Origin of the sequence: Pseudomonas rustica (assembly GCF_018336155.1) — a bacterium.
In the GTDB taxonomy this organism is placed as follows: Bacteria; Pseudomonadota; Gammaproteobacteria; order Pseudomonadales; family Pseudomonadaceae; genus Aquipseudomonas; species Aquipseudomonas rustica.
Genome location: NZ_JAGYHF010000005.1, coordinates 134,363 through 147,194, shown reverse-complemented (window position 1 = coordinate 147,194; position 12,832 = coordinate 134,363). Strand labels below are relative to the sequence as shown.

Here is a 12,832-nt window from a genome sequence, read left to right as displayed (position 1 = left end):
GTCGGCTCCCTTCCCCCTCTCCCCCTTGGGGGAGAGGGCTGGGGTGAGGGGGGGCGATTTCAGCAACGACGAAGCTCCCCCTGAAAATCCAATTACAAACTAGGCAGCAGCTTCGCCGGAACCAGCTCGGTCAGGCAGCGCGAAGCCAACAACTCAGTCGCCGCATTGATATCTGGCGCGAAGAACCGGTCTTTCTCGTAAAACGGCACTTCCTTACGCAGAATCGCTCGCGCCTGTTCCAGCTTCGCCGAGGTCTTCAGACCGTTACGCAGATCCAGCCCCTGCACCGCCGCCAGCCATTCCACCGCGAGAATCCCCCGGGTGTTTTCGGCCATTTCCCACAAACGCTTGCCCGCCGCCGGCGCCATGGAAACGTGGTCTTCCTGGTTAGCCGAGGTCGGCAGACTGTCCACCGAATGCGGATGCGACAACGCTTTGTTCTCGCTGGCCAGCGCCGCTGCGGTCACCTGCGCAATCATGAATCCGGAGTTCACGCCGCCATTGGCCACCAGGAACGGCGGCAGTTGCGACATGTGCTTGTCCATCATCAGCGAGATGCGGCGTTCGCTCAGCGAGCCGATTTCGGCAATGGCCAATGCCATGTTGTCAGCGGCCATGGCCACCGGTTCGGCGTGGAAGTTACCGCCAGAGATCACGTCGCCTTCAGCGGCAAACACCAACGGGTTATCGGAAACCGCGTTGGCCTCAACCGCCAGCACTTCAGCGGCCTGACGGAACTGGGTCAGGCAGGCGCCCATGACTTGCGGCTGGCAGCGCAGCGAGTACGGATCCTGAACCTTTTCGCAATTCTGATGCGAATCGGAGACTTCACTGCGCTCACCGAGCAGATCACGATAAGCCGCAGCCGCATCGATCTGACCTTTCTGGCCACGCGCCGCATGAATGCGTGCATCGAACGGCGAACGCGAACCCAAAACCGCTTCAACCGTCAGACCGCCCAGCGCCAACGCGCCGGCAAACAAATCTTCACCTTCAAACAACCCACGCAGCGCGAACGCGGTGGAAACCTGAGTACCGTTGAGCAGCGCCAGACCTTCTTTCGCTGCCAACGTCAGCGGCGTCAGACCCGCGACTTTCAGCGCTTCAACCGCTTCCATCCACTCGCCTTTGTAGCGTGCCTTGCCCTCGCCCAGCAGCACCAGCGACATGTGCGCCAACGGCGCCAGATCGCCCGACGCACCCACCGAACCTTTCAACGGAATGTGCGGATAAACCTCGGCATTGATCAACGCGATCAGCGCATCGATCACCACGCGGCGAATACCGGAGAAACCACGGCTGAGGCTGTTGACCTTGAGCACCATGACCAGACGCACCAGCTCATCGCTGATCGGCACGCCAACACCGGCGGCGTGGGACAACACCAGCGAGCGCTGCAGGTTTTCCAGGTCTTCGCTGGCGATGCGCGTCGAGGCCAGCAGGCCGAAACCGGTGTTGATGCCGTAGGCAGTGCGGTTCTCGGCGAGGATCTGCTCGACGCAAGCGACGCTGGCTTCGATCTGCGCCGAGGCGCTGTTGTCGAGCGTCAGCTTGACCGGGTTCTGGTAGACGTCACGCAGTTGGGCCAGGCTCAGTTGGCCGGGAATCAGGTTCAGCGCAGTCATTTAAATGCTCCTTTTGAGAGTTTGTTATTAACTTGCCATTCGCTCCGGAGCATTCCGTTATCCGTCGCTTTCAGCCTTGTGGGCATCCGGCGCCTTGGCACGCTGGCAGGGTAGTTTTTCAATGCAAATTCGATAGAACGTTGTGCAGCAGATTCGGTTTTTTCAACACGCTCGCGGCGGCGGCAATATCCGGCGCCAGCCAGCGATCCTGATCGTAGGCCGGAACCGTTTCGCGCAGCAGTCGCCACGCGCGGTCAGTGCCGGCGCCGAAGCGTTGTACCTTGAGGAATTCAAACGCCTGCGCCGCCAGCAGATATTCGATGGCGAGTATCTGCGTGCAGTTTTCCAGCGCGCGATGCAGCTTCAGCGCGGCGTTGGTGCCCATGCTCAGATGGTCTTCCTGCAAACCGGAAGTGATGTAGTTGTCGAGCACCGCCGGTTGCGCCAATTGGCGGTTTTCCGCACACAGCGACGCGGCGACGTATTGGACGATCATCATCCCCGAGTTCACCCCCGGATTGGCCACCAGAAATGCCGGCAAACCGCTGACGTGCGGGTTGACCAGACGATCGAGGCGACGCTCGGCGATCGAGCCGATTTCAGCCATGGCAATCGCCAGCAAATCCGCCGCCATCGCTACCGATTGGCCGTGCGGATTGGCTTGCGACATCACCCGGAAATTATCCGGCGTGCCCAGCAACAGCGGGTTGTCGGTGCAGCCGTTGAGTTCGGCTTCGATCTGCTTGATCGCATGGTCGAGTTGATCACGCGCCGCGCCGTGTACTTGCGGGATAGAACGAATGCTCAGCGCATCCTGCGTACGAATGCCTTTGCTCGACGCAATCACTTCGCTGCCATCGAGCAACGCGCGCAAATTGATGCCGACCTGCTGCATGCCCGGATGCGGTTTCAGCGCGATGATCTCGGCATCGAAGGCGTCGATCTGACCGCGCTGCGCTTCGAAACTCATCGCACCGATGACGTCGGCCCATTGCACCAGCCGCGTGGCATCGGCAATCGCCAGACAGCTGAGCCCGGTCATGCACGGCGTGCCGTTGACCAGGCACAAACCGTCTTTCGCCCCGAGTTGCACCGGTTGCAGACCTTCTTCGGCCAACGCTTGTTGTGCGGAGATAATCTGCCCGCGATAGCTGACGTTGCCGACGCCGAGCAGCGTGATGCCGATGTGCGCCATGTGCGTCAGATAGCCGACTGAACCTTGCGACGGCACTTGCGGGGTGATGCCACGATTGAGCAGCGCCAGCAGCCCTTCGACGACCCGGCGATGCAGGCCGGATTTGCCGTGGCTGTAGTTGTGAATGGCGGCACAGATGATCGCGCGGGTCTGCTCGTCGGCGAGTACCGGGCCGACGCCGCAAGCGTGGCTGAGCAAAGTGTTGCGCGAGAGCTGGCTGAGTTGTTGGTCTTTCAGGGAAACGTTGGACAAACCGCCCAGACCGGTGTTGACGCCATAGGCCCGCTCGCCGCTGGCGACGATGCGCTGGACGATGGCCTGGGCATTTTCGATGCGCGCCCAGGTGTCGCTCGACAGCTCCAGTTGAGCGCCGTGACGGGCGACAGCAACCACGTCCTGCCAACGCAGAGGAGCGCCGGTGATAACGATTTTTTCAGCCTGGGACATCTAAAACCTCTTGAGCTAGATCGTTCCCACGCTCTGCGTGGGAATGCCGCCTGGGACGCTCCGCGTCCCGATTTCTGCTCTGTGCAGTGTGACGCGGAGCGTCACGGGATGCATTCCCACGCAGAGCGTGGGAACGAGCGTCAGACTACTGCCGCACGCCGCTGAACGAATCGGTCAACGTACTCATCCGCCGGCGAATGCAGAATCTCGCGTGGCGTGCCGACCTGAATCAACCGCCCATCCTTGAGAATCGCAATGCGGTTACCAATGCGCACCGCCTCATCAAGGTCGTGGGTGATAAACACGATGGTCTTGTGCAACGTCTTCTGCAGCTCCAGCAACTGATCCTGCATCTCGGCGCGGATCAGCGGGTCCAGGGCACTGAACGCTTCGTCCATCAGGATGATGTCGGTGTCTGCCGCCAAGGCCCGGGCCAGACCAACACGCTGACGCATGCCGCCGGAGAGCTGGTGCGGGTATTTGTTTTCGTAGCCCTTCAGGCCCACGGTGTTGATCCAGTGCAGCGCGCGTTCTGCGCACATTTGCTTGCTCTCGCCGCGCACTTTCAAGCCGTAGGCGACGTTGTCGAGTACGGTTTTGTGCGGCAGCAGGCCGAAGCTCTGGAACACCATGCTGATCTTGTGCCGGCGAAATTCGCGCAGGGCTTCCATGTCGTATTGCAGGATGTCGACGCCGTCGACAAGGATCGCGCCGCTGGTTGGGTCGATCAGCCGGTTGAAGTGGCGCACCAGTGTCGACTTGCCCGAACCCGAGAGGCCCATGATCACGAAGATCTCGCCGGTGCCGATGCTCAGCGACAGGTCGTTAACGCCGACCACGCAACCGGTTTCGCTCAACACCTGATCCTTGGTCTTGCCCTGACCGACCATGGCCAGCGCATCCTTGGCGCGGTTGCCGAAAATCTTGAAGACGTTTTTGACTTCGATCTTGCTCACGGTTGCGTTGCTCATTTGCTCACCTCATGCCGTGGCCGACCGTACGCCTGAGTAATGCGGTCGATGACCACTGCGAGAATCACGATCGCCAGACCGGCCTCAAGACCTCGTCCGACGTTGAGGGTCTGAATCCCCACCAACACATCTTCACCCAGACCACGGGCGCCGATCATCGAGGCGATCACCACCATCGACAGGGCCATCATGGTGGTCTGGTTGATCCCGGCCATGATGCTCGGCAGGGCCAGCGGCAGTTGCACGCCGAACAGTTGCTGCCAGCGGTTGGCGCCGAACGCGTTGATCGCTTCCATCACTTCGCCGTCAACCTGACGAATGCCCAGATCAGTCAGGCGAATCAGCGGTGGCGCAGCATAGATAACGGTAGCGAAAATCGCCGGCACCTTGCCCAGGCCGAACAGCATCAGCACCGGAATCAGGTAGACGAAACTTGGCATGGTTTGCATGATGTCGAGCAGCGGCATCAGCACCGAGCGCAGGCGATTGCTGCGCGCAGAAAGGATCCCCAGCGGGATGCCGATCAGCACCGAAATGATCGTCGCGACCATCATCAGCGCCAGTGTTTGCATGAGTTTGTCCCACAGGCCGACCGCGCCGACGAGGAACAACAAACCGACGATGACCGCAGTGGTCACCACTTTGCGCGTGGCGTGCCAGGCGATCACACCGACGATCGCCAGCATCAGCCACCACGGCGCTGCGCGCAGCATGCCTTCAAGGTTGACGATGGCCCACAGCAGGGTGTCGGAGATGTGGCGGAACACATCGCCGTAGTTGGTGACCAGCGAATCGACCCAACCGTTGACCCAGTCGGCGATGGAAAAGGTAAAGCTCTCGGGAAACATAAGCGGCTCTCAATCAGAAATCTCAATCAAGCGTTTACGGCATATCTCCCGGCCTGCCTCGCGGTTAGCCGGGAGGTATCGACCTACAGCGCCGCGTCGATTTTCTTGGCTGCGTCGTCACTGACCCACGCATGCCAGACTTCAGGATGTTCCTTGAGGAAGATTTTCGCCAGTTTTGGCGACTCGATACGTTCCTTGGCCATGCGGCCCAGGTTCTGGTTCAGCAGGTCGATCGGCAGGTTGACCTTTTCCAGCACGGCGACCAGTTCCGGGGCTTCGTCGTGGAAGGTCTTGGACAGGCCGACCTTGATGCTCACGGACTTGTCGACGCCGGGTTTTTCTTCGAGTTTGACCAGGTCAACCTGGCCCATCAGCGGGGTTGGCGACCAGTAGTAGAACAAGATCGGCTCGCCACGCTTGTAGCTCGACAGCACTGCCGCATCCAGCGCCGGGCCAGTGCCTGGGCGGAAGTTGGTGTAGCTGTTTTCGAGGCCGTAGCTTTTCAGCATTTCGCTGTTGTCGAGTTCACAAGTCCAGCCGGCCGGGCAGTTGTAGAAACGGCCCTTGGACGGCTCTTCCTGATCCTTGAACACGGCGGCGTATTTGCCCAGATCGGCGATGTTTTTCAAGTCCGGGGCTTTCGGTTCCAGCTTGCGCTTGGCGTCGCCTTCGATCACGTAGCGCGGCACGTACCAGCCTTCCACAGCGCCCACCACAGGTGCGCCGACACCGACGACCTTGCCGGCCTTCTCGGCCTTGTTCCAGACCTCGCTGCGGCCGACCCACTCTTCGGCGAACACTTGAATATCGTTGCTGCTCAGGGCGTTTTCCATGGTGATGGAATTGCCCGGCAGGCTGTCGACCTTGCAGTCGTAACCTTTCTCCAGCACCACTTGCAGGACGTCGGTCAGCAGCATGCCGCTTTCCCAGTTCAGGCCGGCAAACTTCACCGGTTTGCCCGATTCGCACCAGCCGGCGGCTTGCGTCGCACCGGCACTGGCCAGCAGGCCCATGGACAGCAATGTGGTCAGCAGGGTCTTGTTCGATTTCATTGTTGTGACGCTCCTAATCATGAATTGGCTTACGGCAGTCAAGAGGCATCCAGCCCTGTCCACGTCCAATCAGGCCTGCGCCGCAGCGCGACCGGCCCCGCTTGTTTTAGGTTGTACAACGCTGTTCTGCTCGACCGGCAGAATCAGTTGATCGGGTACCGCGCTGTGCCATTTTTTCGCGCACACGTAGTAGACGACGGCCGGCAGCACCAGACCGATGATCCAGGAAATATCCACATCACCGAGGGCCGCCACCAGCGGGCCGGTGTAGAACTTGGTGGAGATGAACGGCAACTGCACCAGCACACCGAACACGTAGACGCTGATGCCGAGCAGGTTCCAGCGACCGTAGCGACCGTTCGGATCGGCCAGCGCCGGCACGTCATAACGCTCACGGGTGATGCAGTAGTAGTCGACCAGGTTGATCGCACTCCACGGAGTGAAGAACGCGAGCAGGAACAGGATGAAAGACTTGAACGCACCGAGGAACGAGTGCTGGCCGAGCAGCGCGATCAGGGTCGCTGCGCCGACGATCACCAGTACGAACACCAGACGCTGCATCCGCGTAACCGTCAGGTGGCCTTTGAAACCACTGATGATGGTCGCGATGCACATGAAGCTGCCGTAGGAGTTCAGCGTCGAGATGGTCACCTTGCCGAATGCGATGCTGAAGTACAGCAGCGCAGCGGTGGCTCCGGTGCCGCCCAGACCGACGATGTAGGCAACTTCGTGACCGGCGAACTGGCCGTTGGCCGAAGCCGCCGCGAACACGCCGAGGATCATCGCCACTTGCGCGCCGACCACTGAACCGGCACCGGCGGCGAAGAAGGTTTTCACCGCCGAGGTGTTGCTCGGCAGGTAACGGGAATAGTCAGCCACGTAAGGGCCGAACGCGATCTGCCAGGAGGCCGCGAGCGACACCGCGAGCAGGAAGCTGCTCCAGCTGAAATGACGGATTTGCAGGAGTGCGCCGACGTCGGTCTGGCTCATCAGACGCCAGAACAAAAACACGAAGGCAATCACGCCAATCACACTGGCGACACGGCCGATCCAGTGGATCACCCGATAACCGAGCACCGTGACCACCACGATCACGCTGGCGAAAATCAGGATGCCGACGCTGTCGCTGACATTAAACAACTGACCCAGCGCCTGACCGGAAAGCACGGTGCCGGTCGCGGTGAAACCCAGGTACATCAGGCACACCAGCACGATCGGGATCGCCGCACCATACACGCCGAACTGCACGCGGCTGGAGATCATCTGCGGCAAACCGAGTTTCGGCCCTTGCGCGGCATGCAGCGCCATCACGCCACCGCCGAGCAATTGACCGATCAACAGACCGATCAGCGACCAGAACACATCACCGCCCAACACCACGGCCAAGGCCCCGGTGACGATTGCGGTGATTTGCAGGTTGGCACCCATCCACAGGGTGAATTGGCTGAACAGACGACCGTGTCTTTCCGCTTCCGGGATGTAGTCGATCGAACGCCTTTCGATCAACGGTTTGTTGCTTGCACGATCGGTGTTGACAGCCATGATTCAACCTCTGTGGATTGTTAGATTCTCTGTAGGAGCTGCCGCAGGCTGCGATCTTTTGATCTTGAAAAACCAACATCAAAAGATCGCAGCCTGCGGCAGCTCCTACAGGGCTTTTGCATTTATTTACCGGTGATCATCGGCAAGTTCAGGCCCTGTTCCTTGGCGCAGTCGATGGCGATCTGGTAACCGGCATCGGCGTGACGCATAACGCCAGTGGCCGGGTCGTTGTGCAGGACGCGCGCAATGCGCTCGGCCGCCTCGTCCGTACCGTCGCAAACAATCACCATGCCCGAGTGCTGCGAGAAACCCATACCAACGCCGCCGCCGTGGTGCAGGGAAACCCAGGTCGCGCCGCTCGCGGTATTCAGCAGAGCGTTGAGCAGTGGCCAGTCGGACACGGCGTCGGAGCCGTCCTGCATCGATTCGGTTTCACGGTTAGGGCTAGCCACCGAGCCAGAGTCGAGGTGGTCGCGACCGATCACGATCGGCGCCGACAGCTCACCGCTGCGCACCATCTCGTTGAAGGCCAGACCGAGCTTGGCGCGCAGGCCCAGGCCGACCCAGCAGATACGTGCCGGCAGACCCTGGAAGCTGATGCGCTCGCGGGCCATGTCCAGCCAGTTGTGCAGGTGCGCGTCGTCGGGGATCAGCTCTTTGACCTTGGCGTCGGTTTTGTAGATGTCTTGCGGATCGCCCGACAGTGCCGCCCAACGGAACGGGCCGATGCCACGGCAGAACAGCGGACGGATGTAAGCCGGTACGAAGCCCGGGAAGTCGAATGCGTTTTCGACGCCCTCTTCCTGTGCCATCTGACGGATGTTGTTGCCGTAGTCGAAGGTCGGAATGCCTTGTTTCTGGAATTCCAGCATCGCTTTAACGTGCACGGCCATCGACTGCTTGGCGGCTTTGATCACAGCGGCCGGCTCGGTCTTGGCGCGGGCGCGGTATTCGTCCCAAGTCCAGCCGGCAGGCAGGTAACCGTTGAGCGGGTCGTGGGCACTGGTCTGGTCGGTGACCATGTCCGGGCGCACGCCGCGCTTGACCAGTTCCGGCAGAATTTCTGCGGCGTTACCCAGCAGCGCGATGGAGATCGCTTTGCCTTCTTTGGTGTATTTGTCGATGCGCGCGAGGGCGTCGTCGAGGTCTTTGGCTTGCTCGTCGACGTAGCGGCTTTTCAGGCGGAAATCGATGCTCACTTGTTGGCATTCGATGTTCAGCGAGCAAGCGCCGGCCAGGGTTGCGGCCAGAGGTTGCGCGCCGCCCATGCCACCGAGGCCAGCGGTCAACACCCACTTACCGGTGAGGTTGTCGTTGTAGTGCTGGCGACCGGCTTCAACGAAGGTTTCGTAGGTGCCTTGAACGATGCCCTGGCTGCCGATGTAGATCCAGCTGCCGGCGGTCATCTGGCCATACATGGCCAGGCCTTTGGCGTCGAGTTCGTTGAAGTGCTCCCAGCTCGCCCAGTGCGGGACAAGGTTGGAGTTGGCGATCAATACGCGCGGGGCGTTGCTGTGGGTCTTGAATACGCCGACCGGCTTGCCGGATTGCACCAGCAGGGTTTCGTCGTCGTTCAGGTTGGTCAGGCTTTCGACGATTTTGTCGTAGCACTCCCAGTTACGCGCGGCGCGACCGATACCACCGTAAACCACTAGCTCTTTCGGGTTCTCGGCGACTTCCGGGTCGAGGTTGTTCATCAGCATGCGTAGCGGCGCTTCGGTCAGCCAGCTCTTGGCGGTCAGCTTGTTGCCGCGGGCGGCACGGATTTCGACGTCGCGAAACTTAGTCATTTTGTTATCAGTCACGAAAGAGACTCCTCAGCGATCAATTCAAACCAACCCTGGCAGTGGGCAAGCAGCCTGTGCGCTTCGCTGCGCGACAAGCGAATCAGTGGACGCTGCGGAGAGTCTCGAACGACTCATACGCATACGTCTTTACTTGTACATACAAGCATATGCAATCAAGCGGCCAACTTGTTGGAGGGCTGTTCAAGAAAAAACGCGGACACGGCTGGAGGGCGCCTGAATCAAGGGTTCTGCCGTGGATGAAAATTTTCGAGGGTATTGATGGAGGGGGTTGGGGATTGTTACGAAAGCGAGGTTTTGCGCCACGCTGGGGCGTTCGGTAACAAGTTGGTGCGTGGGTTGGGAACATCCCAAAGCAAAAGATCGCAGCCTTCGGCAGCTCCTACAGTGGGATTGAGGTACACCCTGTAGGAGCTGCCGAAGGCTGCGATCTTTTAAGATTTTTGAATCAGCGCGCCGTCAGCTCAATGACACAGCAAGCGGCATTGGTGGTGACTTCAACCAGTCCGGCGTTACCGTCCAGTTGCAGGCAATCATGTCGACCGAGTTGCGATGCGGAATGACCAACCTGCACTTCCAGCAACTCACTGACACTGAACACCAGCACCGTCCCCGCCGAACTGAACAACCGCTGTTCACCGTCCAGCCACTGCAACCGCGCGCTGTACCGCTGCGGCGCGTAGATCAGGTTGAAGTCGCGAATCGCACCGCCGAGCAGCGTGCAGGAAACCTGGCTTTCACCGCTGAAGGCAAACGGGTCGAGCGGTAACAGCGGCCGCGTATCGTCGCCATCGACGCACAGAACCATGCCGTCACCTTGCAACACGGTGATCACTCGTTGGTAACCGGCGAAGGAGGAAAAACCGCCGGACTCGGCGATGTCGGCAATCGACAGGCGCCAGCCGAAACCGTCCAGCCCGGCACCGGCATCACGGGTTATTTCCTCAGTGCTGCCGCCGCCGTTTTTCCACGGCATGCGCGGGTAGCCTTCCGCGCGTAAAACCTTCACTTCACTCATTTATGCTCTCTATTTATGAAACCGACCTTCCAGACGATGACGAGAACCCGGGTGAATCAATCGCGCCGCCGTCACCGGCTGACGCCCCGACCACGTGCGGCGACGGATCAGCAAGCAAGGCTCACCCTTTTCAATCTGCAGCAATTTGCATTCGGACGGCTCGGCCAGAATCGCTTCAACCACATGCTCGCCTTCGGTCAGCGGCGCGACCTGGTTGAGATAGGCGTAAGGCGTTTGCAGGGTGAAGTCCTGCTTGAGGTATTCCGGCGCGACCAGCGCGTTGACGAAACGGTCTTCGATTTGCACCGGAATGTCGTTTTCGTAATGCACGATCAGCGAGTGGAAAACCTTCTGCCCTTCGCGCATGTCCAGCGCCAGCGCGCGTTCGGAACCGGCGGCCTCTTCTTCGAGGGTGATCACCTGGCAGGTGTGGCGATGGCCACGGGAAGCGATTTCGTCGGCGATGTTGTGCACTTCGAACAGCGCGGACTGGCTCTTCGGTTCAGCAACGAAGGTGCCGACGCCTTGCATGCGCACCAACAGACCGTCGGCGGTCATCTCGCGCAGGGCGCGGTTGATGGTCATGCGGCTGAAACCAAGTTGATTGACCAGCTCGCTTTCGGACGGCACGCGGTAGTGCGGCGGCCAGTTTCCGCTGTCGATTTGCTGGGTGATCATCTGTTTGACGCGGGCGTACAAGGGCGCCGGACTGTCGCCCATGTTCGCGGCCAACGGGGAGACTGGAGGCGGAGTCGGCACGGTTGATCCCTGTTCATTGGATGAGAGTGGCTAGCTTGCCGGAGTTTACCGGGCAGGCAAACGTCTGTATATGTATATACAAATAACACACGATGGGGTGCTGAACCATGTCCGCCTTCTTTGCCGAACGCGCGCTGCTGCCTAACGGATGGGCCAACAATGTACGTCTTGAGGTCAGCGCCGAGGGCTTGCTGACCCAAATCCAGGCCGATTCCACCGCAGATGGCGCCGAACGACTGAGCGGGCCGTTGCTGCCGGGGATGCCCAATCTGCACTCCCACGCCTTCCAGCGTGCGATGGCCGGACTGGCCGAAGTGGCCGGCAACCCGAACGACAGTTTCTGGACGTGGCGCGATCTGATGTATCGCCTCGTCGGAAAAATCAGCCCGGATCAGCTCGGTGTGATCGCCCGCCAGCTGTACATCGAAATGCTCAAGGCCGGTTACACCTCGGTCGCCGAATTCCACTATGTGCACCACGACAGCAATGGTCAGCCGTACGCCGATCCGGCTGAACTGGCGTTGCGTATCAGTCAGGCGGCGAGTGAAAGCGGCATCGGTCTGACCTTGCTCCCGGTACTCTACAGCCACTCCGGTTTCGGCGGGCAAACGCCTAACGATGGCCAGCGCCGTTTTATCAACAGCACCGAAAATTACCTGAATCTGCAGTCGCGTTTGCAGCCGTTACTGGCGCAGCAAAAATCGCAATCGCTGGGGCTGTGCTTCCACTCGTTGCGCGCGGTGACGCCGCAGCAGATGAGCGAAGTGTTGGCGGCCAGCGACAAGCAATGCCCGATTCATATCCACATCGCCGAACAGCAGAAAGAAGTCGACGACTGCCTGAGCTGGAGCGGTCGGCGTCCGCTGCAATGGCTGTACGAGAATGCCGAAGTTGATCAGCGCTGGTGTCTGGTGCATGCCACTCACGCCAATCCGGAAGAGGTCACGCTGATGGCCAAGAGTCGCGCCATCGCCGGGCTGTGCCTGACCACTGAAGCCAACCTGGGCGACGGAATTTTCCCGGCGGTGGATTTCCTCGCGCAGGGCGGGCGCATGGGCATCGGTTCCGACAGCCATGTCTCGCTGAGTGTGGTGGAAGAATTGCGTTGGCTGGAATACGGCCAGCGTCTGCGTGATCAGCGGCGTAACCGTTTGTATGGCGCGGATCAGCCGATGGTCGGGCGCACGTTGTATGACGCGGCGCTGGATGGCGGCGCGCAAGCGCTGGGGCAGCCGATTGGTGCGCTGGAGGTTGGCAAACGGGCGGACTGGATTGTGCTCGATGGCAACGATCCTTATCTGGCGACGGCGAACGGAGACGGGATTTTGAATCGCTGGTTGTTTGCCGGAGGGGATCGTCAGGTGCGCGATGTGTTGGTCAATGGCCAGTGGGTTGTGCGTGATGGCCGGCATGCCGGGGAAGAGGACAGCGCCCGCGCGTTCACCCAAGTCTTGCGCGACCTTTTGGGCTGACACAAAACAAAAAATGTGGGAGCGGGCTTGCTCGCGAAGAGGTCGTATCAGTCGACTGAAATGTTGACTGATACACCGCTTTCGCGAGCAAGCCCGCT

Annotated in this window: 10 protein-coding genes; 1 reads left to right on the top strand and 9 read right to left on the bottom strand. The window is 60.3% G+C overall.

Features of this window, described 5'->3' with window-relative positions:
- Positions 1-92: 92 nt before the first annotated feature.
- From hutH (KFS80_RS10980) to hutC, 9 genes are all read right to left on the bottom strand, one after another.
- Positions 93-1,625 carry a histidine ammonia-lyase gene (hutH, locus tag KFS80_RS10980; RefSeq protein ID WP_053116619.1) on the bottom strand — a complete coding sequence of 511 codons (1,533 nt, stop codon included), beginning with the start codon at positions 1,623-1,625 and terminating at the stop codon, positions 93-95.
- 118 nt (positions 1,626-1,743) lie between these two features.
- The gene (hutH, locus tag KFS80_RS10975) at positions 1,744-3,267 is read right to left on the bottom strand and encodes a histidine ammonia-lyase (RefSeq protein ID WP_212544805.1); all 1,524 of its coding nucleotides are present in this window, start codon (positions 3,265-3,267) and stop codon (positions 1,744-1,746) included.
- A gap of 140 nt (positions 3,268-3,407) precedes the next feature.
- Positions 3,408-4,238: a quaternary amine ABC transporter ATP-binding protein gene (locus KFS80_RS10970; RefSeq protein WP_053116617.1), complete on the bottom strand. Its 831-nt coding sequence runs from the start codon at positions 4,236-4,238 to the stop codon at positions 3,408-3,410.
- On the bottom strand, positions 4,235-5,086 hold the full coding sequence (locus KFS80_RS10965; RefSeq protein WP_008080600.1) for an ABC transporter permease: 852 nt from the start codon (positions 5,084-5,086) through the stop codon (positions 4,235-4,237). Before KFS80_RS10965 ends, KFS80_RS10970 begins: the two co-directional genes overlap by 4 nt.
- Before the next feature lie 83 nt (positions 5,087-5,169).
- A complete protein-coding gene (locus KFS80_RS10960) occupies positions 5,170-6,138 on the bottom strand; it encodes an ABC transporter substrate-binding protein (protein ID WP_053116616.1) in 969 nt (322 codons plus the stop codon).
- Positions 6,139-6,207: 69 nt separating this feature from the next.
- A complete protein-coding gene (locus KFS80_RS10955; protein ID WP_159811600.1) occupies positions 6,208-7,680 on the bottom strand; it encodes a purine-cytosine permease family protein in 1,473 nt (490 codons plus the stop codon).
- A 122-nt stretch (positions 7,681-7,802) separates the two neighbouring features.
- A complete protein-coding gene (hutU, locus tag KFS80_RS10950) occupies positions 7,803-9,470 on the bottom strand; it encodes a urocanate hydratase (RefSeq protein WP_162130775.1) in 1,668 nt (555 codons plus the stop codon).
- Positions 9,471-9,933: 463 nt separating this feature from the next.
- A complete protein-coding gene (locus tag KFS80_RS10945) occupies positions 9,934-10,503 on the bottom strand; it encodes a HutD/Ves family protein (RefSeq protein ID WP_212544804.1) in 570 nt (189 codons plus the stop codon).
- A gap of 9 nt (positions 10,504-10,512) precedes the next feature.
- Entirely contained in the window at positions 10,513-11,223 is a 711-nt protein-coding gene (gene hutC / locus KFS80_RS10940; RefSeq protein WP_163013658.1) for a histidine utilization repressor, read from the bottom strand.
- 146 nt (positions 11,224-11,369) lie between these two features.
- On the opposite strand from hutC, the gene KFS80_RS10935 reads away from it, so the two are divergent.
- Complete coding sequence (locus tag KFS80_RS10935; RefSeq protein WP_212544803.1) at positions 11,370-12,734, top strand: formimidoylglutamate deiminase; 1,365 nt, start codon at positions 11,370-11,372, stop codon at positions 12,732-12,734.
- Positions 12,735-12,832: the final 98 nt, after the last annotated feature.